Source organism: Ruegeria sp. C11, assembly GCF_056537725.1.
Genome location: NZ_JBQFSB010000002.1, coordinates 317909 through 340173 on the forward strand (window position 1 = coordinate 317909; position 22265 = coordinate 340173).

Below are 22265 nucleotides of genomic sequence, written 5' to 3' on the forward strand. Positions count from 1 at the left end.
CCTAACACGGTATGACAGACATGAAAAGTGTTATGATGGTCACATAGAAGAATGCGGTTCAGATCGCGTCGGGCAGCGGGTCTTTTACGTCGATCCAGCGCACATAGAGTACTGCCAGCAGCCCGACAAAGCTTGAGGCGGACATCATCCCCAGCACCAGATACGGCGCGTTTTCCGGGCTGACCAGCGCCCCCGTGACCGAGGTCAGAACCGCACCCAACGCCACGGTCATCGCCCCCGACAACCCCGACGCGCTGCCTGCAAGCTGCGGACGGACGGACATCAGCCCGGCCATGGCGTTGGCATTTGTCAGACCGTTGCCAAAACCCACAAAAACCGCCGATCCGAAGAAGACCCAGACCGATCCTGCGCCGCTCAGAAACAAGATCAGCCCGACCAACGGACCTGTTGATGCGATCACCCGGCCCACAAGGATCATTGTGCTCAACCGCGTCCGCGCAGCGATACGCCCGGTGACAAAGTTTCCAGCCATGAAACCCGTGGTGATGATGCCGATGCCCAATCCCAGCAACGCAGGGCTAAGATCAAACCATGCGGCAGCGACAAGGGGTGCGCCCGTGATGAATGTGTAGAATGCGCCGATCGAGAACGCAGCGCACAGCGCATATCCCCAAAACCGGCGCGCACGAAAAAGATGGGGATACTGCCGTAGCTGAGCCGAAAATGTCGATGAACGGCTGGTATTGGTTTCCCCCATATCAACCCAGAGCAACGCCAGCATCCCGGCCCCGAAAACGGAATACAGAACAAACCCCGCACGCCAGCCAAACAACATGTCCAGCGCACCGCCCAGCATCGGCCCCAGCATCGGCGCCAGCGCCATGGCCATCGCGACATAGCCCAGCTTGCTTGCCGCTTCGTTGGGCGGGTACATGTCGCGGATCGATGCGCTGGACAGCACCGGTCCGGCGACGACAACTGCCTGCAGCAGGCGAAAGCCCAGAAACACCCAGATCGAGTCGGCCAGCGTGCATCCCACCGAGGCCAGCGCGAATATCCCCATGCAAATCAGCAGGATGGGCCTGCGCCCAAACCGATCCGACAGCGGCCCAATAATCAACTGAAGCACTGCGGAAATGGCCAGATACCCCGCGAGGGAGAGGTTCACCAAAGCATAATCGACCCGGAAATCCACACCCATCTGCGCCAGTGATGGCAGGAACATGTTCAGTGACAACACCGACAGCGCGGTGGCCAGAATCAATGTTCCCAGAGACGGGGGCGATTGAGCGGGACGCATTCGGAAATCCGATCAAATTCAAATTCGAAACAGCGCTATCACATAGCCCGCGCATTGAACATGCCAAGCCGCTGGCGGCCCAATCGCGGCTCTGCTAAGAGCGGTCGCATGTTACGGATCGAGAACATCGTTTACGCAGTCGAAGGCCGCCCCCTGTTTGACGGGGCCAGCACCACCATTCCCACTGGTCACAAGGTCGGTCTGGTCGGGCGCAACGGAACTGGCAAGACAACTCTGTTCCGCTTGATCCGGGGGGAACTGGCCCTGGAATCAGGTCAGATCGCCCTGCCCCGTCAGGCTCGGATTGGCGGCGTGGCGCAAGAGGTTCCATCCTCGGATGTTTCCCTGCTCAACACCGTACTGGCGGCCGACACCGAGCGCAGCGCGCTGATGGCCGAGGCCGATACCGCAACTGACCCTGCCCGCATTGCCGAGATTCAGACACGTCTGGCCGATATCGACGCGTGGTCGGCCGAGGCTCGCGCGGCCTCGATCCTCAAAGGGCTTGGGTTCGATGATGACGAACAGCAAAAGCCCTGCTCGGACTTTTCGGGCGGTTGGCGGATGCGCGTCGCGCTGGCGGCGGTGCTGTTTTCGCAGCCCGACCTGCTGCTATTGGACGAACCGACCAACTATCTGGATCTGGAAGGGGCGCTGTGGCTGGAAAGCTATCTGACCAGATACCCGCACACGGTGATCATCATCTCGCACGACCGCGGTCTGCTTAATCGGGCGGTGGGTTCAATCCTCCACCTCGAAGATCGCAAGCTGACGCTGTATCAGGGGCCTTATGACCAATTCGCACGCCAACGCGCCGAAAAGCTGGCGCTGGCCGAGGCGATGGCAAAAAAGCAGGAAGCCCGCCGCGCGCATCTGCAATCTTATGTGGACCGGTTCCGCTACAAGGCCGACAAGGCCAAACAGGCGCAATCGCGTCTCAAGGCTCTGGCCCGGATGCAACCGATTTCATCCCCGCAAGAAGCAGCACTGCGCGCCTTCAGCTTCCCCGAACCCGAAGAGATGTCGCCGCCGATCATCCATCTGGAAGGCGGTGTGACAGGTTATGGTGAAACCGAGGTGCTGCGCCGCCTGAATCTGCGCATCGATCAGGACGACCGCATCGCACTGCTGGGCAAAAACGGACAAGGCAAATCCACCCTGTCCAAACTGTTGTCGGACCGACTGCCGCTGATGGCGGGCAAGATGACCCGCAGTTCAAAGCTGCGCATCGGGTATTTCGCGCAGCACCAGGTGGATGAACTGCGCGTCGATGAAACTCCGCTGGACCATCTGCGTCGCCTCCGCCCAACCGAGGCGCCTGCGAAATGGCGCGCGCGGCTGGCCGGGTTCGGCCTTGGCGCGGATCAGGCGGAAACGGCGGTGGGCCGCCTGTCGGGCGGGCAAAAGGCGCGATTGTCGCTGTTGATTGCCACCATCGACGCGCCGCACATGCTGATCTTGGACGAACCCACCAACCATCTGGACATCGAAAGCCGGGAAGCACTGGTCGAGGCGCTGACCGCCTATTCCGGTGCGGTGATTTTGGTCAGCCACGACATGCACCTGCTGAGCCTTGTTGCCGACCGGTTGTGGCTGGTCTCGGATGGAACGGTAAAACCGTTCGAAGGCGACCTTGAGGCATACCGGGATCTTCTGTTGGCACGCGACAAGCCTGTATCCAAGGAAAAGCCGCAGACAGCCAAACCCAAGCGCCCCTCTCGGGACGCGGTGCTGGCATTGCGCGCCGATCTGCGCAAATGCGAAGAGCGGATCGAGAAGCTGACCGAAATGCACGAAAAACTTTCGACCAAACTGGCCGATCCGGCGCTGTACGAAGACAGCCGGATCGGGGAACTGGAAAACTGGAACCGCAAGTTCGCCGAAGTTGTCGAGGCCATGCAGCGGGCCGAAGCCCTGTGGGTTGCAGCGGCCGAGCGGCTTGAAACGGCAGAGGCTGTGGCATGATCGATGCAGCATTTCTGATCACGGCGTTCACAACGCTTTTTGTCGTCATCGATCCCCCCGCACAAACGCCGATTTTCGTCGCACTGACACAGGGAATGGACAAGCAGACACGGCGCGGCATTGCCATCAGAGCCTGTCTGACCGCTGCCGGCATTCTGGCCATGTTCGCAGCCTTTGGCGAGGCGGTGCTGGGCTTTGTCGGCATCTCCATGCCTGCCTTCCGGGTCGCAGGCGGGGTTCTGTTGTTCCTGACCGCGCTGGACATGTTGTTCGAACGGCGCACCAAGCGGCGGGAAAGCAGCGCGGAGGAAGAAGAGCATTCCGACCCATCTGTGTTCCCGCTGGGTATACCCCTGATCGCGGGACCGGGCTCGATCGCGACAATGATCCTGCTGGCCGGTCAACGACCGGGTATCGAAGGGCTGGCCGTGGTGATCGGCGTCATGCTGTCGGTCATGGCCATGGTCTTTTTGATGTATCTGTCCTCGGGCGCGGTGGCGCGCCTGCTTGGCAAGACCGGCCTTAACGTGCTGACCCGGCTTTTGGGTATGCTTTTGGCCGCACTATCAGTTCAGTTCATCCTCGATGGCCTCAAGGCCTTTGGTTTTGCTTCCTGAATCCCCATATATTCATGGAATAGCTTTTAGTGAGTGACGCCATGGATACCGACAACATTGCCCGTCTGACATATCTTGTCCTGCTCGGCGCCGCCGTGCTGATGTGGTTCGTCACGCAGAACCGGCAATCGCTGGGCAAGACCATGCAACAGGCGCTGGCATGGGTATTCATCTTCATTGGCGTGATCGCTGCCGTTGGTCTGTGGGAGGACGTCCGCACAACAGTCAGCCCGGCACCGCAGATGGTTGTGACGGGTGACACCATCGAGGTTCCCCGTTCGGTCGATGGCCACTATTACCTGCCGCTGCTTGTGAACGGCAAACCAGTCAACTTTCTGGTCGACACCGGAGCCAGCCAGATCGTGCTGAGCGATAATGACGCCGAGCGGGTTGGTATCGACACCAACAACTTGAATTACTTTGGCCGCGCTGCGACGGCGAACGGCACGGTTCGAACCGCGCCCGTTCGTCTGGACAGCATCGCTGTGGGGCCGATTACGGACAGCAATGTTTCAGCCTGGATCAACGAGGGGAAACTGGATCAATCGCTTTTGGGCATGGACTACCTGCATCGGTTCTCGAGCATGAAGTTTGCCGACGGAAAGCTGATCCTGTCACGGTAAGGTCCGGTGGATCCGGTCCGGTCACTCCCTTGCAAATCGGCGCGCGCTGACGAAATACTGCAGAATATTCAGGAGGGTTTGATGAGGTCATTCGGATATTTGGCGTTCTGTACAGCTGTTTCATTCGGGCTAACCAGCAGTCACACTCTGGCGGATTCGGCTTCTGCACCCGCGGCCAGCTCAACCGACCTGTCGGCCTTTGTCGGCGCACGTTCGGTTCAGGCGGAACCCAATCTGGAGGAATTGGGTTTCGAGAGGGTCAGAAGCAGCGATGTGACCGAATACTGGTTGAACCGCGCTTCCGGAGCCTGTGCAAAGATCGAAACCAATGAAGGCCGGTATACCTCGATCAAGATGCTCCCTGCGCAGGAGTGCTGATTTCCCGGGCTTCAAAGATCGCTTGGTCCGCCATAATATCATTGAGAACAAAATGAGAACATGCTAACCTCTTTGCATGTCTGCCCACCTTCTCAGCCGCAAACCTGCACGTGCCACGCCGGGGGTGGTTCTGCACCCCCAGATCACCCTGACCCTGTCTCGTGTGCACGAGGCCTGTGGGCCTTCCCGATACAGCTTTGCCATGTGGTTGGCAGGCCAGACGCAGGGGCCGGTCCTGTGGATTTCCCCCGCGTGGGAGGCCAATCAGTTGAACCCGGACGGGATGATGCCTTTTGCCGATCCGGGCCGGTTTCTCTTTGTCCATCCCAGACGGGCCGAAGATCTGTTGTGGTGCGTCGAGGAATCCCTGCGCAGCGGGGCCATACCGCTGATCGTGGCCGACCTGCCGGGCGCACCCGGGCTGACGCCGGTGCGGCGGATGCATCTGGCCGCTGAACAGGGCGGCGCGATGAAGCAGGCGCCACTGGGCCTGTTGCTGACCCCGGGTGATGGCGGTGCGCAGGGGGTCGAGACGCGCTGGCATATGGCCCCGGCCCATCAGAACGAGGCCCGGCGCTGGGTTCTGACCCGCCGCCGCGCCCGCGCCCTGCCCCCGGCCAGATGGCAGGCCACCCAGACTGCCGCCCGCGCCGGGCTGGAACTGAAGCGGATCGGAACCGACGACGAAACCACCTGACTACGCGCGCGACCCAAGATCACGAAACTTGTGACTGGCCAAAGCGTTCTTGCGCCCCTAGCGTGCCCGCATGACCCACCCGATCCATGACAGCCGCTATTCCTGGATCAGACTGCTGATCACGCTTGCCATCGCCACAGTGGTAAATGTGGGCATGTGGGCCGTGATCATCGTCATGCCAGATATTGAGGCCCAGTTCGGAGCCACCCGTGCGCAGGCGTCACTGCCCTATACCCTGACAATGATCGGGTTTGCGCTTGGCAACATGTGGCTAGGGCAAATGGTGGATCGACTGGGGGTCACCAAAGCCCTGATCGGTGCGGCAGTTCTGAGTGCGATAAGCTATGTTCTGGCAACTCTGGCCCCCAACATTCTGCTTTTGTCCGTGGCGCATCTGCTTTTGGGCCTTGGGACATCAATCGGGTTCGGGCCTTTGATTGCGGACATATCTCACTGGTTCATGCGCCGCCGGGGGATTGCCGTGGCCCTTGTGGCCAGCGGTAACTATCTTTCGGGGGCAATCTGGCCAACTATGCTGTCCGGCATTCTGGCCGAAAACGGATGGCAGCAGGTCTATCTTTCGTTGGCCGTTATCACTTTGGCGGCCGTGATCCCCCTGTCGCTTCTGCTGCGGCGACAGGTTCCGGCCGAAGCCCACGGAACCGCCGAGGCGGCAGCGCAGCTGAATGCCCGCAGCGCCGGGTTTTCCCCACGGACATTGCAATACCTTCTGGGGCTGGCCGGCATCGGCTGTTGCGTGGCAATGTCCATGCCACAAGTTCACATCGTCGCCTATTGTGTCGGTTTGGGGTATGGCCCGGCTGTAGGTGCCGAAATGCTGTCACTAATGCTGTTGGGTGGCGTCGTGAGCCGGGTGATCTCTGGCATCGTCGCAGACAGGCTTGGTGGCGTAATGACCTTGTTGATTGGGTCGGTCCTGCAATGCATAGCGTTGTTCCTGTTCCTGCCCTATGACGGGATGGTATCGCTTTACGTCATCAGTACGCTTTTCGGACTGGCGCAGGGCGGCATCGTGCCCAGCTATGCATTAGTTGTGCGCGAATACATGCCCCCGCGCGAGGCCGGAGCACGTGTTGGTTTTGTCCTGATGATGACCATTCTGGGCATGGCGCTGGGCGGCTGGATGTCGGGCTGGATTTATGACGTGACCGGCAACTACCAACTGGCGTTCGTCAATGGCATCCTCTGGAACGGGCTGAATATCGCGATCATGCTGATGCTGCTGAAACGCTCACGCCCCGGGCGGCAACAGGTTCCGGCATGACCGGCCTGTCCAGACGCCGGGCTCTGGCGATTCTGGCCTCGTTACCGCTGGCCCGCCCCGCCAACGCAGCACTGACACCCTATCGGCTGGACCCAGACAACACCTCGGTCCGCTTTACATTCAACCTGTCCGGCGTTGCGCAAAGCGGCACCATGCCGATTGCATCGGCCGACATACGGATTGACATGGCCCGGCTGCAAAACAGCCGCGTGAACGTAACGCTGGATGTCAGCAAAGCCCGAACGAGGTTGCCCTTTGCCCGGATTGCGATGCTGGGGCCCGAAGTTCTGGATGCCGCCCAGTTCCCGACCATAAACTTTCGCTCAACCCGCATCCGTCTGGGCGCGGGCGGACGCTTATCCGACGGGGCTATGGTCTCGGGCGATCTGACCATTCGGGATGTCACCCGCCCCCTCACCTTGCAGGCCAGCCTGTATCGAAAAAGGGGCAGCGCGCCGGACGATCTGGACAACCTTTCCATTCGACTGACGGGCGCGTTGAACCGGAACGCATTTGGCGCATCAGGTTACAGCGACCTGGTGGGAGAAACTGTCGGACTGGACATCCATGCCGAAATTGACAGAGTGGCCTAAAGCAGGGGAATGGCCAGAATCCGACGCCGAAAAGTCGGATTACCGCGCGCATCCTTCTGGCCCGAGGTCATGTTAGAACCGTTATGCGCACAATCATTTCATTTACCGCCCTGTTCCTTTCCGTTGTTCTGCTGCAGCTATCTACGGGCGGTGTCGGTCCATTGGATGCAATTTCCGGCCTGACGCTGGATTTCACCACTGAACAAATCGGCTTGCTGGGTTCGGCGCACTTTCTGGGTTTCTTCATCGGCTGCTGGTGGGCGCCGCGCCTGATGGGCACCGTTGGACATTCGCGGGCCTTTGCCGTTTGCACCGCACTGGGGGCGATGGGGCTGATCGGGCACACGCTGACGGACAATCCATACATCTGGGCCGCACTCAGGATCGCCTCGGGCACCTGTGTTGCGGGCAGCTATACGGTGATCGAGGCGTGGCTGAACGCAAAGGTGACGAATGAAAACCGTGGCCGCGCCATGGGGACCTATCGCATCGTCGACATGGGGGCTTCGCTTGGCGCCCAGCTGATCATTGCGGTTCTGCCACCCGCATCCTACGTCTCGTATAATCTGCTGGCAATCCTGTGCTGCGCTTCGCTGTTGCCCCTGACCCTGACCCGCGCCAGTCAGCCCCAGACACCGGACGCCCCGCGGCTGCGACCTAAACTGGCCTGGCGCAGCTCGCCGCTGGCCGTTGCGGGCGTGATTGTCGCGGCCCTCAGCTCAGCCTCATTCCGAATGGTCGGGCCTGTCTATGGACAGGAGGTTGGCCTGGGCGTGGATCAGATCGCGTTCTTCCTTGCGTCCTTTGTTCTGGGCGGGGCGTTGGCGCAATATCCGATGGGGTGGCTGGCAGACAAGTATGACCGGCGCTGGGTTCTGATCTGGCTGTCTGCCGTGGCCGTGCTGAGTTGCGGGATTACGATGATAGCCAGTGGCACAGGTACGCTGGGGGTCATGCTGGCCGCCGGGTTCTTTGGATTTACGACCTTCCCCATCTTCTCGGTCTCATCAGCGCACGCGAACGACTTTGCCACAACGGAACAGAGGGTCGAACTGTCGGCCGCACTCATGTTCTGGTACGCTCTGGGCGCGATTGCCTCGCCTTACATCTCATCGACATTGATACAGGAATTCGGCCCCGGCGCCTTGTTCGCATTCGTCGCACTGGGCCATGTCTTCCTGATAATCTTTGGTTTGGCTCGGATGCGGTCGCGCCCAACCCCGGAAGAGCGCACAAACTACGTCTATGCCCCGCGCACCTCGTTTACCATCGGGCGGCTGCTGAAGCGGTCCCGCGAAGGGCGGCAATAAAAAAGGGCCGGGAAAGTCCCGGCCCTCTTCTTTTAGTGCTCCGCGCGCGGCGTTTCTTCTGCCACTTCGCTTCCTTCTGAGGCTTCCATTGTCGGCTCCAGCGCGCCGTTCACAACGCCGCCGACACCGTTTTCCATGGACAGGCCCAGCTCTTCACCCAATTTCTTGAGCGCGGGCATCTGCACGGCCATTCCCATGATCGAGTCCAGCGCCTGATTGACCACCGGCTTGTCGCCATTGGCAACACCGCCACCATGCGCACCACCGATGCCGCCTACCTGGTGAATCTTGATCGAGTCGATCTTCTCCGCAGGCTTGACCATTTCCGAGATGATCGACGGCATGGTCTCGATCCGTGCCATATCGACCTTCATGCGGATCTGCTCGGCGGACAGAGCGTTGTCGGCCTCGACAATCGCGCGCTTACCTTCCGCTTCGGCCAGCATGTCGTTTTTCTTGGCCTCGGCGCGAATGTTCAGCGCGTCTGCTTCGGCCTGAGCTTCCTCGCGGCGGGCTTCGGCACGGTCGGCGGCGGCCTCTTTCTCGGCCTGCGCGGCCAGACGGATGGCGGTTGCCTGACGCTCGGCCTCACGCGTGGCTTCGATCAGAACGATCTGCTTCTGACGCTCGGCCTCGGCCACTTCACGGGCGGTTGCCACGGCTTCGGTCGCCTTGGTGGCCTCGGCCCTTGCCAGATCGGCAGATGCACGCGCGCGGCTTTCCTCTTCGGATTTTTGCGCGATAATGATCTGGCGTTCTTGCTCGGCCACTTCCAGTTCACGCTCTTTCGAAATCTCGGCCTCGCGGATTTTGCGCTCGCGCTCAATGTCGGCGGCACGAATGGCTTCCTCTCGCGCGATGCGGGCACGTTCGGTTTCACGCACCGAGTCTTCTGTCCGTGCGGCAATCTCGGCCTCTTGTGCCACGCGCAGGGTTTCGACTTGCTGTGCCTGTTCGATACGGGCCTGTTCTTCGTCCTTTTCGATCAACAGCTTCTGGCGTTGCGCTTCCATCGCCGCGCGGCGTACTTCAACCTCGGCATCCGCATCAATCTGCGCACGCTCTTTCTTAGAGGTCGCAATCACCTCGGCCAGCTTACGCATACCTACAGCGTTAAAGGCGTTGTTCTCATCCAGAGCCTCAAACGGCGTCTGGTCCAGCGCAGTCAACGAGACGGATTCCAGAGACAGACCGTTTTTCAGCAGGTCCTCCGACACAGCATTCTGCACCTCTTGCACAAAGTCGGCGCGGTTCTCGTGCAGACCGTCCATGGTCATCTGAGCGGCCACGGCGCGCAGACCGTCGATCAGCTTGCCTTCGATCATCTCGCGCAGTTGCTCGACGTCAAAGGTGCGGCCACCCAAGGTCTGGGCTGCGCGCGAGATCCCCTCCTCGGTCGCCATGACCGAGACGTAGAACTCGACGCCAACATCGACGCGCATCCGATCTTTGGTGATCAGCGCGGCCTCGCCACTGCGCTGCACCTCCAGGCGCAGGGTCTTCATGTTGACCGGGCTGACCTCATGCAGCAGCGGTACGATGATGACGCCGCCATCCATGATGACTTTTTTGCCGCCAGCGCCGGTTTTCACAAGGCTGACCTCGCGGGTTGCGCGACGGTAAAGTCGACCAAGCACAAGGCCGATGAACAAAACGACTGCTAAAATGGTCACAACTGTGACGGCCAGGAATGTAAGTTCCATGCATAATCCTCCGTGATGGGGTTTGAAATTTGATTAGTTTGACAAGCCGACCAGAACGAACCGGTCGCGCCGTCGGTCGCGCAGCACCAGCACGTCGGTGCCCTGTTTCAGCGCGTCCTTATCCTGCAGCGGTTCAGCGCGCAGATAGTGAGCGTTGCCATAGCGATCCATGACCCGAACCTCGGCCGGACGCCCACGCGTTGCGGTGCCCTGGGTGACCACGCCACGACGGCGGGCCAGCATCCGCTCGGACATTGCCTCGGTTTCGGTCTTGGGCAGCAGGCGGGCAAACACGCCGCCAAAGCCACGCGCGAACCACAGGGCAAATGCACCTGCCGGGATTACGGCCATCCAGCTTGGCAGATCAAAGCCCAGCAAATCGCGCAGCGCCAGTTGCAGACCCATACCACTAAGGCCGAACCCGGCTAGTAGAACGGCCAGCCAGATCATAAAGGGCATCTTGCCGATCCCAAGCCAGCCCAATGGGCCCGCCGGGGCGGCACCGGGCGCGTCTGCTTCAACTTCGGCCAGCTCAAAGTCACCAAGATCGACATCGGCGTCGATATCCAGATCGAAGTCAGCAACCTCCAGATCGGGGGCATCGACCATGTCCAGATCGACCTCGCCCTCACCTGCCATCAAGCTTCCGCCCAACGCCAGTGCGACCAGTTCCAGCGCCAGAAGGCCGAACAGCAACGCAAGCGCCAGTGTAAAGGGCGCAAATGCACCCTCGAGCAGAAAGTTGAACATCAGCAGGTTGTCCCCGTTATTGTATACTTTGGTATACACTCAAGATGGGTAGCCATAACAAGCTTTTCAAGAGGTTGTGATTCTGAATTTCAACCTATGGGTATTGTGGCGAACAGCCGAGATACAACATCCAATCCCCCGCACCGCACTTTTTCTGTGTATTTGTTGCTTTAAACAGCATCCGCGCCAAACCCGGCCTTTTGCTGGCCGGTCACATAATGTAGACGGGCGCGCAGACAGTTACGCGGATACGGAACATGGCTCGAATTCTCATTACCTCGGCGATCCCTTACATCAACGGGATCAAGCACCTCGGCAACCTGATCGGCTCGCAACTGCCTGCCGACCTGTACGCACGTTTCCAACGTGGCCGGGGGAACGAGGTCATGTTCCTGTGCGCCACTGACGAACACGGCACTCCGGCGGAATTGGCGGCGGCCAAAGCGGGAAAACCCGTGGCCGAGTATTGCGCCGAAATGTACGGTGTCCAGGCCGATATCGCCAAACGATTTGGCCTGAGTTTCGACCACTTTGGGCGCTCGTCCAGTGAGCAGAACAAAAAACTGACCCAGCATTTCGCAGGTAAGCTGGACGACGCTGGATTGATCCGTGAAGTCACGGAAAAGCAGGTCTATTCCAACGCTGATGGCCGCTTCCTGCCCGACCGTTATATCGAAGGCACCTGCCCCAATTGCGGGTATGACCGTGCACGGGGTGACCAGTGTGAAAACTGTACCAAGCAACTGGACCCGACCGACCTGATCGAGCCGCGCAGCGCGATCAGTGGCTCAACCGACCTTGAAGTGCGTGAAACCAAGCACCTTTATCTGCGCCAGTCAGCAATGAAGGATCAGTTGGATGCATGGATCGACAGCAAGAAAGACTGGCCGATCCTGACCACCTCGATTGCCAAGAAGTGGCTGCACGACGGCGACGGTCTGCAGGATCGTGGCATCACCCGTGATCTGGACTGGGGTGTGCCGGTCAAGAAAGGCGATCAGGACTGGCCGGGGATGGAAGGCAAGGTCTTTTATGTCTGGTTCGACGCCCCCATCGAATACATCGCCTGCGCCAAGGAGTGGGCCGACGCCAACGGCAAGACTGACGCCGATTGGGAACGCTGGTGGCGGACCGACAAGGGCGCCGATGACGTGCGCTATGTCCAGTTCATGGGCAAGGATAACGTCCCCTTCCACACGCTTAGCTTCCCGGCTACCATTCTGGGCTCGGGCGAGCCGTGGAAGATGGTCGATCACCTCAAGTCGTTCAACTACCTGAACTATGACGGCGGCCAGTTCTCGACCAGCCAAGGCCGTGGCGTCTTCATGGATCAGGCGCTGGAGATTCTGCCCGCCGATTACTGGCGCTGGTGGCTGCTGAGCCACGCGCCCGAAAGCAGCGACAGTGAGTTCACGTGGGATAACTTCCAGCAATCGGTGAACAAGGATCTGGCGGATGTTCTGGGCAATTTCGTCAGCCGCATCACCAAGTTCTGCCGGTCGAAATTCGGCGAAGCCGTACCCGAAGGTGGCACCTACGGTGACCGCGAACAGGCGCTGATCGAAGAACTGACCAATCGCGTCCGCACCTATGAAGGGCATATGGAGGCGATGGAGGTTCGCAAATCGGCGCAGGAGTTGCGGGCGATCTGGGTCGCAGGCAACGAATACCTGCAGGCTGCTGCACCGTGGTCGACCTTCAAGGAAAACCCCGAACAGGCTGCCGCGCAGGTGCGTCTGGGCCTGAACCTGATCCGCCTCTATGCCGTGCTCAGCGCGCCGTTCATCCCGGAATCCTCGGCCCGGATGCTGAGCGCAATGAACACGCTCGACACAAGCTGGCCGGATGACGTCGCGGGTGCACTGAGCGCCCTGCCCGCCGGGCATGAGTTCACGGTTCCCGAGGTTCTGTTCGCCAAGATCGCCGATGAACAGCGTGAAGACTGGCAAGGGCGATTTGCCGGAACGCGGGACTAGGTTCCGGATTATCCAGAACGATCTGAAAAGGGGGCCATGACGGCTCCCTTTTTATTTCAGGAGTATGTCCTTTGACGTCAGGTAATCATGCGCTATGCCGCGTGTTGCGAGGATGCAGGCATAAGTACGCCAACTTTCAGCGAAAATCTCTGATCCACAACACCTGGATCCGCACCAACACGCTTGAGATATTGCCGCAAAACAGCCATCCTGCATCGGAGTTCCGTCGACTCGGCTAGTCCCAACGGCCCTGTCAGACCAAAAAAACGTGCATATTGAACGAGGCTTTTGCCATGTCCCTTGCTTTGAAGATTTCCGATTCCCGTCGCAGCGGTGGGATTGCATCAGTCTGCTGTCATGCAGCTATTCTGGCCTGCCTGGGAATTGCGCTTCCCGCGTTGGCTCAGGAACAGAGCGACGCGCCCGCTCCGAAGGTTTCAATAGCAGCCGCCTATTCCGAAGAAATCGTGGACGAGGCGGTATTTATTGGGCGTGCCGAAGCCATCGACAAGGTGGACATAGTGGCGCGGGTCGGCGGTTTTCTGGAAAGCCAGAATGTCGAAGATGGCGCGCCCGTTCAGGAAGGTGATCTGCTGTTTACAATCGAACCAGATCTTTACGAAGCAACACTTGAAGCGCGCAAAGCGGATCTGGACCGTGCCGAAGCCAATCTGGAACTGGCCAAAGTCGATCTGGCCCGAAAGGAAGAACTGTTCAGGCGCGACGCCACCCCGGAATCCGAACGCGATATCGCCAGGGCCAACGAGCTTGTCGCCGAGGCCGAGGTCAAAGCCGCCCATGCAGCAATTCAGCAGGCTGAACTGGACCTGAGCTATACCCAGATCATGGCCCCCTTCTCGGGCCGCATCGGGCGGGTCGCCACAAGTGTCGGAGACGTCGTCGGCCCTAACAACCCACCATTAGTCACGCTGGTGCGAGAAGCGCCGATTTATGTGAACTTCTCACTCAACGAAAAGCAATTTATCTCGGTGCTGGAAACTGTTGGCGAAAATCCCACCACCCTGGTCGAAAGCGACAAAAGCCCTGTCGTCAAGGTCATCTTGCCAAACGGGTCTGAATTGCCGGAAACCGGCGAGATCATTTTCGTCGACAACCGAATCGACCCGCTGACCGGCGCGATTACTGTCCGGGCCGAGTTCGAAAACCAGGGCCGCCTGATCGTGGATGGCGCCTTTCTGAGTGTTCATATCGAAGCACTGGAGCCGACCCTGCAGGTTCTGGTCCCACAGGCAGCCCTGCAGCGCGACCAGCGAGGAGAATTTGTTCTGGTCGTCAATGACAAGCAGATGGTTGAACAACGCTACATCACGACCGGCGACGTTGTCGGTACGGCGATCATCGTTCTGGACGGGCTGCGCGAAGGGGAAAGCGTGATCGTCGAGGGCCTGCAACGTGTTCGCCCCGGCGTCGCCGTTGACGCCGTTGTGGCCGCCGAGCAGCCGGGAGAATAACTGATGTTCTCAGCCCTGTTCATCAGCCGGCCCAAGCTGGCTCTGGTCATTTCACTGGTTCTTACGATCATGGGGGCCATCGGATATCTGGTTTTGCCGGTCGCGCAATTCCCGGACATCACCCCGCCCGTTGTCAGCGTGACAACGACCTATACCGGCGCGAACGCCGAAACTGTGGAAAACACAGTAGCCGCCCCAATCGAGGCTCAGGTCAACGGCGTCGACGACATGATCTATATGACGTCGACCTCAGCCGATAATGGCTCCTACTCGCTGAACGTCACATTCGAGGTCGGAACGGACCCCGATATTGCGTCCGTGAACGTGCAGAACAGGGTGGCGCAGGCCATGTCGTCGCTGCCAACCGAGGTGACATCTTCGGGCGTGGTGACCCAGAAGGCGTCGACGAACATGCTGCTTCTGGTGACCTTGACGTCACCGAACAACACCTACGACAGCGTGTTCCTGTCCAACTATGCATCCATCAACCTCAAGGACGCGCTGGCGCGGGTTCAGGGCGTCGGCAAGGCGGACGTTCTGACCAATCTGGAATATGCCATGCGTATCTGGATGGACCCGGACAAGATGGCTGCGCTGTCCATTTCGCCCGGCGATGTGATTAATGCGATCCGGGAACAGAATATCGAAGTTTCCGCCGGTTCGATCGGCTCACCACCCGTTCCCGAAGGGCAGACCTTTCAATACACGATTAAGACCAAAGGTCGTCTGACCTCGGCTGATGAATTCGGCGATATTGTCATCCGGACCGGTGATGCTGGCGCCATCGTACGGGTCAAGGATATCGCGCGCGTTGAGCTTGGCGCCCAATTCTATTCCGCCTCAGGCTATTTCCAAAGTGTCCCGGCGACGGTTCTTGGCATCTATCAGGCCCCCGGCGCCAACGCTCTGGCGGTGTCCGAACGTGTTCAGGCAGAGCTGGAACGTCTGTCCCGATCCTTCCCGACGGATGTCGAATATGCCGTGCCATTCAACACCACGGATTTTGTCGAGCAATCGCTGAACGATGTGGTCTCGACGCTTATCCTGACGTTTATTCTGGTTATCTCGGTCGTATTCGTTTTCCTTGGCAGTTGGCGTGCAACAATCATTCCGGCGGTTGCGATCCCGGTATCGCTGATCGGTACATTCGCGTTCCTTCTGCTGTTTGGTATGTCGCTCAACACGATCTCGCTGTTTGCGCTGGTGCTGGCCATTGGGATCGTGGTGGACGACGCCATCGTCGTAGTGGAAAACGTCGAGCGGATCATCGCGGATGAGGGGTTGTCCCCCGCCGAGGCCACTCGCAAAGCGATGGGTCAGATCACCGGGCCGGTTATCGCAACAACGCTGGTTCTGCTGGCCGTATTTGTCCCGGTGACGTTTATGCCCGGCATCTCGGGGCGTCTGTATTCGCAATTTGCCGTCACAATCTCGACCGCTGTCGTGATTTCATCGATCAACGCCCTGACACTTTCTCCGGCATTGTGTGGACTGGTTCTGAAGGCACGCTCTGGCCCCCCCAAGGGCGTACTGGCGCTGTTTGAAAGGTTCATCGGGGGCGTGCGCAACGGCTATGTTGCAATCGTACGCAAGTTGCTGATCATTCCCGTCGTTTCGCTGGGGATCATTGCGGCCATCGCCATGGGCGCAGGTACCATCATGTCCAACACGTCCAGCGGTTTCCTTCCGCTTGAGGATAACGGCTATCTGTTCGTCGACGTCCAGTTGCCGGATGCCGCGACGCTGGAGCGGACCGAGACGGTGACAAAGCGTGTGGACGACAAAATCCGCGAGATTCCGGGGGTCGCGAACACGGTTCTGGTCAACGGCTTTTCCCTGCTCAACGGTACAACAACGAACGGCGCGGCCATTTTCGTCAATCTCGACAACTGGGACGAGCGGCGCGAGGACGACCTGAGCGCGGACGCCATCCTGCAAAAGGTACTGGCCATCGCATTCGGAGAGTCGGCGGCTTCAATCGTTGCCTTCAACCCACCGCCCATCCAGGGTCTGGGTATGTCGGCCGGGGTCGAAATGGAGGTTCAGCAAACCGGTGGTGGATCGCCTCAGGATCTGGCCTCGGCGGTTGGGTCCTTTGTTTACGCAGCCAACCAGCGGCCTGAAATCGGTCAGGCGTATACGACGTTCCGCGCAAACGTACCGCAATTGTTCGTCGATCTGGACCGGGAAAAAGCCAAGACGCTGCAAGTGTCGGTGGCTGAGGTCTTTCAAACCATGCAGGCGCAGCTGGGGTCGTATTATGTCAACGATTTCAACCTGTTTGGCCGCGTCTACCGGGTGATGATCCAGGCCGAGGGATCGTACCGTGACAAGGTCGAGGATATCTCGAACCTGTATGTCCGCTCGACCAAGGGCGAAATGGTTCCGCTGGGTACGTTGATAGATATCGAAAACGTGCTGGGGCCGGTTCTGCTTAAACGGCACAACCTGTTCCGATCGGCCACGGTGACGGCCGTGCCCGCCCAAGGGTTGTCGACGGGTGACGCGATCAACGTCATGACCGAGGAATCATCTACCGCCCTGCCCCCGGGCTATGCGTTCGAATGGACAGGTACGGCGCAGCAGCAGCTTGCCACGGGCGGGCTGGTGATCGTGATCCTGGGTTTGGCCATCCTGTTCGGATACCTGTTCCTGGTGGGGCAATATGAAAGCTGGACCCTGCCGATTTCCATCCTGCTATCGGTGATCGTTGCCCTGTTCGGGGCCGTGGCCGCCGTGGCCATCGTTGGAAGCGATATCAACCTGTATACGCAGATCGGGATGATCATGCTGGTGGGGCTTGCCTCGAAGAACGGTATTCTGATCGTCGAATTTGCAATGGAGCAGCGCGCCAATGGACTGTCGGTTCGCGACGCCGCTGCCGAAGCTGCGTATCAGCGTTTCCGGGCCGTGATGATGACCGCGCTGTCGTTCCTGTTGGGGGTTGTCCCGCTGCTGGCCGCCAGCGGTGCGGGGGCTGCCAGTCAGAAGGCCATTGGAGTCGCCGTCTTTGGCGGGATGCTTGCCGCTACCGTGGTCGGCGTGGTTCTGGTTCCGGTTCTCTATGCGGTCATGCAGGGGCTGCGGGAATGGATCAAGGGGACCAACCGAAAGGGCCCGGAACCCACCGAAGACGCTGCCTGATTTCTCCGGAAAAACCGAACGCCCCGCTAACACTGCGGGGCGTTTTTTTGTGTCGCCTTGATGGGGCTCCAGTCAGAAACGTATATGGTGGCGCGTTTTCAAGAATACCGAGGCATGTCGGCCAATTTGCCAAACCTTCCGGTTTGTACGCATTCAAACTGCCCTTTTGTCCGATTTGTACATCTCTGATCGCGGGTGCACTGCCCCGATACCTCAGACGCGAGTGGTGGCGTCCACGGCACTTTTCCAGCGGTCATACTTTTCCATGCGTGTCGCCTCATCCATGGCCGGATCGAACCGGCGGTCGAGAGACCACTGAGCCTGAAACTCTTGCATATCCGGATAGACCCTTGCCTTCATTCCCGCCAGCCAAGCCGCGCCGAGTGCGGTCGTCTCGAGAACATTGGGTCGATCAACCGGAGCGCCCAGAATGTCCGACAGGAATTGCATCGCCCAGTCTGACGCGCTCATGCCGCCGTCGACGCGCAGGACTGGTCCGGCGTCACCGGCATCCCAATCCGCGCGCATTGCTTCCAGCAGATCACGGGTCTGATAACCGACGCTTTCCAGTGCCGCGCGGGCAAATTCGGCAGGGCCCGAGTTGCGGGTCAGGCCATAGACTGCCCCCCGGCATTCCGCATTCCAATACGGCGCGCCCAATCCGACAAACGCCGGAACAAGAACCACGTCCTGCGTCGGGTCGGCCTGCTCGGCGAGCGCCTGAGTCTGGGGGGCGGACTGGATGATTTTCAACCCGTCGCGCAGCCATTGAACCACGGCACCGGCGACAAAGATCGACCCTTCCAGCGCATAGGTCGGCTTGCCATCCAGCTGATAGGCAATGGTGGTCAGCAGCTTGTTCTGCGACTGCACCGGGGCATCACCCGTATTGAGCAAGGCGAAGCAGCCCGTGCCGTAGGTTGATTTCATCATCCCCGGCGCAAAACACGCCTGCCCGACTGTGGCGGCCTGCTGATCGCCTGCGACGCCGAGGATGGGGATTTCACCGCCGAACAATTCCGGAATGCTTGCGCCAAAATCTGCGGCGCAATCCCGGACCTCTGGCAGCATGGCAAGAGGAATGTCGAGCATGTCGCAGATCGTGCTGCTCCACCTGCCCTTGCGGATGTCATAGAGGAGTGTTCTGGCCGCATTGGTTGCATCGGTGGCGTGAACCTTGCCACCCGTCAGTTTCCAGATCAGGAAACTGTCGACGGTGCCGAACAGCAAATCCCCTGCATTGGCCTGTTCCCTTGCACCTTCCACGTTGTTCAATATCCAAGCCAGTTTGGTGCCGGAAAAATAGGGATCGAGCAGCAGCCCGGTCCGGTTCTTCACCATCTCTTCATGCCCCGCATCGCGCAGCGCGCGGCACATGTCGGCTGTTCTGCGGTCTTGCCAGACGATTGCGTTGTGAATGGGCTGACCGGTATGTCGGTTCCATACCAGCGTTGTCTCGCGCTGGTTCGTGATGCCGATGGCGGCAATCTGTGCCGCGGACAACTCGGCCTGTTCGATGGCCGAACGGCAGGTCGCGACGGTCGTGGACCAAAGATCGGCCGGATCATGTTCGACCCAGCCGGAGGCCGGGAAATGCTGCGCAAATTCTTCCTGCGCGACAGCGGCGATGTTCATGGCGGCATCAAAAACGATTGCGCGCGTTGAAGTGGTTCCCTGATCAATCGCTAGAACGTGCGTCATTCCCGCCCCTCATTTCCCGATAAACCCTGTGTATCATAAAGAAAATCCCGGGGCCGCCTAGCCCCCGGAATGGTGTTTCATTCCGATCCGGCAGAGGCGGTTCGCACAGTATGGCGCATCACGGCCTTGCCAGTCCGCCCGGACTATTCCGCCGCAGCCGAAGCACCATTGTTACGGTACCCGGCCATCCAATCGTCAAGCGCCGCAATCTGGTGCTGATCCATGCGCAGGCCCAACTTGTTGCGCCGCCAGACCACATCCGCAGCAGTCCGCGCGTATTCGTGGTTAATTAGCCAGATGACTTCTTGCTCTGTCAGGGTTGCGCCAAAATCGGCGCCCAGATCTGTCTGGTTTTTGGCGCTGCCCAGAACATCCCAAGCCTCGGTCCCATAGGCCCGTACCAGCCTGAACGCCCATGGCCGGGTCAAAAAGGGGAAATCCGTCTGCAGACACTCGACCACGTCGGTAACACCATTCACCGGGAAATCACCACCGGGCAGCGGCACGCCTGCCGTCCATGGTCCGGGCAGATCAGGGAAGTGTTCCGCGATCTTTTCAAGCGCGCTTTCGGCAAGACGGCGATAGGTTGTGATCTTGCCGCCAAAGACGTTCAGAACCGGGGCCCCGCCTGCTGCATCGACCTTGAGCGTATAGTCGCGGGTCGCCGCCGTCGCGCTGCTGGCGCCATCGTCATAAAGCGGGCGGACACCGGAATAGGTCCAGACCACGTCGTCGCGCGTTATCGTGCGTTCAAAGTACTTTGACGCGAAGGCGCACAGATAATCCTGCTCGGCTTCGGTACAGACCGGTGGCTCGGACAGGTCGGTGTGATCGTGATCGGTGGTTCCGATCAGGGTAAAATCCTGTTCGTAAGGAATGGCAAAAATGATGCGCCCGTCCTCGCCCTGAAAGAAATAGCATTTGTCGTGATCAAAGAGCTTTCGGGTCACGATGTGGCTGCCGCGAACCAATCGCACGCCATGGGTCGAGTCGATGCGAATTTTAGACTGGATGATGTCACCAACCCACGGACCGCCGGCGTTGATCAGCATCCGGGCCTGCACCACGCGGGTCGTGCCGCTGGCGAGATCGCGGATCGTGATGTTCCACAGATCACCTGCCCTTTCGGCCGATTCAACTTTGGTGCGTACCAGTATCTGAGCGCCCCGGGTTTCGGCATCGCGGGCATTGAGGACGACAAGCCGCGAATCCTCGATCCAGCAATCTGAATATTCATAGGCCGTGGTGAACTTCTGTTGCAGTGGCCGCCCTTCGGGAACCGTGGCCAGATCGACAGAGCGTGTGCCCGGCAGGATCTCGCGCCCGCCAAGGTGGTCGTAAAGGAACAGCCCAAGGCGGATCAGCCATGCCGGACGGCGACCATGCATCCAAGGCATCACGCGCCGCAACAGGCGTGAGGTCGGTGTTTCGGCATCAAAGCGCATATCGGTGTGGTATGGCAGCACAAAACGCATGGGCCAGCTGATATGAGGCATGGCGCGCAACAGCGTTTCCCGTTCGATCAGCGCCTCGCGCACCAGCCGGAATTCGAAATATTCCAGATACCTCAGACCACCGTGAAACAGCTTGGTCGAGGCCGAGGATGTGGCTGAGGCCAGATCGTTCATCTCGGCCAGCATGACCGACAGGCCACGCCCGGCGGCATCACGGGCAATGCCGCATCCGTTTATCCCGCCACCGATGACAAAAAGATCGAAAATCTGGCTGTCGTTTTTACTCACGGCCAACCGACTCCTCTCGTTGAACGCCACGCGCATGTTTATGCGAGCAGCATTCGGATGATCAATCTATTTTTTCGTTTATGTTCGTTTCGGCAAGAAGTAGCTTTGATGGCGCCCCTTACAGCCCTTAAAAGTTGCAGATACAACGAAAAAGAACGAAAACGATCAGAACCGCGAATCGCAGGAGCCTGAAATGTCCCTTTCCTTTCGGCAATCCGACATACTTGAGATCGCCAAACAGGAAGGCCGCGTTACCGTGGACGGCCTGGCGGACCGGTTCGGGGTCACGGTTCAGACCATTCGACGGGACCTGACCGAGCTTTCGGATGCGGGTAAGCTGGACCGGGTTCATGGCGGCGCGGTTCTGCGGTCGGGCGTTTCGAACATCGGATACGAGGACCGGCGTGACCTGAACGAAGAGGCCAAGGCCCGTATCGCCGCCAAATGCGCGGCCGACATTCCGGATGGCGCGTCGCTGTTCCTCAATATCGGCACATCGACCGAAGCCGTCGCACGCGAGCTGTTGGGCCACAAAAACCTGATGGTCGTGACCAATAACATGAACGTTGCCAATATTCTGGTGGCCAACCCCGATTGTGAAATCGTGGTGGCGGGCGGTGTTCTGCGCCGCTCGGATGGCGGTCTGATTGGAAATCTGACGGAAACAACCATCAAACAGTTCAAGTTCGACTATGCCGTTATCGGGTGTTCGGCACTGGATCAGGATGGCGACCTGCTGGATTTCGACTTTCAGGAAGTACATGTGAGCCAGACGATCATCGGACAGGCACGGCAGACCTGTCTGGTCGCCGATCAGTCCAAATTTCAGCGCACGGCCCCGGCGCGTATCGCTTCGCTTTCCCGGATCGACCGGTTTTATACCGATCACCCGCTTTCGCCCGATCTGGCGCGGCAGTGTCTGGACTGGGAAACACAGGTTGTTCTGTGCCGGTAATCTGGCCTGACCCCCGCCCAGACCACGAAATTTTCGCATAAAACGAGAGCGGAAAATCCTGCCGCTTGCCAGATGCGGGTTGGGGTGACACTA

Annotated in this window: 17 protein-coding genes; 12 read left to right on the top strand and 5 right to left on the bottom strand. The window is 59.5% G+C overall.

What is annotated here, in order from left to right; genetic code table 11:
- Nucleotides 1-58: 58 nt before the first annotated feature.
- Entirely contained in the window at nucleotides 59-1261 is a 1203-nt protein-coding gene (locus tag ACR0NA_RS04780) for a multidrug effflux MFS transporter (protein ID WP_480726539.1), read from the bottom strand.
- Between the two features lie 108 nt (nucleotides 1262-1369).
- Between ACR0NA_RS04780 and ACR0NA_RS04785 the strand changes: the two genes are divergently transcribed.
- From ACR0NA_RS04785 to ACR0NA_RS04820, 8 genes are all read left to right on the top strand, one after another.
- Nucleotides 1370-3226, top strand: coding sequence for an ABC-F family ATP-binding cassette domain-containing protein (locus tag ACR0NA_RS04785; RefSeq protein WP_480726541.1), 1857 nt, complete (start codon nucleotides 1370-1372; stop codon nucleotides 3224-3226).
- Entirely contained in the window at nucleotides 3223-3843 is a 621-nt protein-coding gene (locus tag ACR0NA_RS04790) for a MarC family protein (RefSeq protein ID WP_480726542.1), read from the top strand. The genes ACR0NA_RS04785 and ACR0NA_RS04790 overlap by 4 nt, the downstream gene beginning before the upstream one ends.
- 41 nt (nucleotides 3844-3884) lie before the next feature.
- A complete protein-coding gene (locus ACR0NA_RS04795) occupies nucleotides 3885-4466 on the top strand; it encodes a retropepsin-like aspartic protease family protein (RefSeq protein ID WP_480726545.1) in 582 nt (193 codons plus the stop codon).
- An 81-nt stretch (nucleotides 4467-4547) separates the two neighbouring features.
- On the top strand, nucleotides 4548-4844 hold the full coding sequence (locus ACR0NA_RS04800) for a hypothetical protein (protein ID WP_480726547.1): 297 nt from the start codon (nucleotides 4548-4550) through the stop codon (nucleotides 4842-4844).
- Nucleotides 4845-4920: 76 nt separating this feature from the next.
- Complete coding sequence (locus ACR0NA_RS04805; RefSeq protein WP_480449227.1) at nucleotides 4921-5541, top strand: ImuA family protein; 621 nt, start codon at nucleotides 4921-4923, stop codon at nucleotides 5539-5541.
- A 70-nt stretch (nucleotides 5542-5611) separates the two neighbouring features.
- Nucleotides 5612-6826, top strand: coding sequence for an MFS transporter (locus ACR0NA_RS04810; RefSeq protein ID WP_480726549.1), 1215 nt, complete (start codon nucleotides 5612-5614; stop codon nucleotides 6824-6826).
- Nucleotides 6823-7419 (top strand): YceI family protein, encoded by a 597-nt coding sequence (locus tag ACR0NA_RS04815; protein ID WP_480726551.1) that lies wholly within the window; start codon nucleotides 6823-6825, stop codon nucleotides 7417-7419. Before ACR0NA_RS04810 ends, ACR0NA_RS04815 begins: the two co-directional genes overlap by 4 nt.
- A gap of 83 nt (nucleotides 7420-7502) precedes the next feature.
- Nucleotides 7503-8729: an MFS transporter gene (locus ACR0NA_RS04820; protein WP_170650293.1), complete on the top strand. Its 1227-nt coding sequence runs from the start codon at nucleotides 7503-7505 to the stop codon at nucleotides 8727-8729.
- Between the two features lie 32 nt (nucleotides 8730-8761).
- Here ACR0NA_RS04820 and ACR0NA_RS04825 read toward each other — a convergent pair whose 3' ends face one another.
- Together ACR0NA_RS04825 and ACR0NA_RS04830 are read right to left on the bottom strand one after the other, a co-directional pair.
- Nucleotides 8762-10432, bottom strand: coding sequence for a flotillin family protein (locus ACR0NA_RS04825; RefSeq protein WP_480726554.1), 1671 nt, complete (start codon nucleotides 10430-10432; stop codon nucleotides 8762-8764).
- A 33-nt stretch (nucleotides 10433-10465) separates the two neighbouring features.
- The gene (locus tag ACR0NA_RS04830) at nucleotides 10466-11221 is read right to left on the bottom strand and encodes an OB-fold-containig protein (protein WP_480726557.1); all 756 of its coding nucleotides are present in this window, start codon (nucleotides 11219-11221) and stop codon (nucleotides 10466-10468) included.
- Between the two features lie 218 nt (nucleotides 11222-11439).
- Here ACR0NA_RS04830 and metG point away from each other — a divergent pair, with 218 nt between their 5' ends.
- From metG to ACR0NA_RS04845, 3 genes are all read left to right on the top strand, one after another.
- Nucleotides 11440-13158, top strand: coding sequence for a methionine--tRNA ligase (metG, locus tag ACR0NA_RS04835; RefSeq protein WP_480726560.1), 1719 nt, complete (start codon nucleotides 11440-11442; stop codon nucleotides 13156-13158).
- Between the two features lie 293 nt (nucleotides 13159-13451).
- Nucleotides 13452-14630: an efflux RND transporter periplasmic adaptor subunit gene (locus tag ACR0NA_RS04840; protein WP_480726563.1), complete on the top strand. Its 1179-nt coding sequence runs from the start codon at nucleotides 13452-13454 to the stop codon at nucleotides 14628-14630.
- A 3-nt stretch (nucleotides 14631-14633) separates the two neighbouring features.
- On the top strand, nucleotides 14634-17774 hold the full coding sequence (locus tag ACR0NA_RS04845; RefSeq protein WP_480726565.1) for an efflux RND transporter permease subunit: 3141 nt from the start codon (nucleotides 14634-14636) through the stop codon (nucleotides 17772-17774).
- A gap of 213 nt (nucleotides 17775-17987) precedes the next feature.
- Here ACR0NA_RS04845 and glpK read toward each other — a convergent pair whose 3' ends face one another.
- Nucleotides 17988-19475, bottom strand: a complete 1488-nt coding sequence (glpK, locus tag ACR0NA_RS04850) for a glycerol kinase GlpK (RefSeq protein ID WP_480726567.1) — start codon at nucleotides 19473-19475, stop codon at nucleotides 17988-17990.
- Nucleotides 19476-19618: 143 nt separating this feature from the next.
- Entirely contained in the window at nucleotides 19619-21217 is a 1599-nt protein-coding gene (gene glpD, locus ACR0NA_RS04855) for a glycerol-3-phosphate dehydrogenase (protein WP_480726569.1), read from the bottom strand.
- 193 nt (nucleotides 21218-21410) lie between these two features.
- Here glpD and ACR0NA_RS04860 point away from each other — a divergent pair, with 193 nt between their 5' ends.
- Nucleotides 21411-22172, top strand: a complete 762-nt coding sequence (locus ACR0NA_RS04860; RefSeq protein ID WP_480726571.1) for a DeoR/GlpR family DNA-binding transcription regulator — start codon at nucleotides 21411-21413, stop codon at nucleotides 22170-22172.
- The last annotated feature ends 93 nt before the right edge of the window (nucleotides 22173-22265 follow it).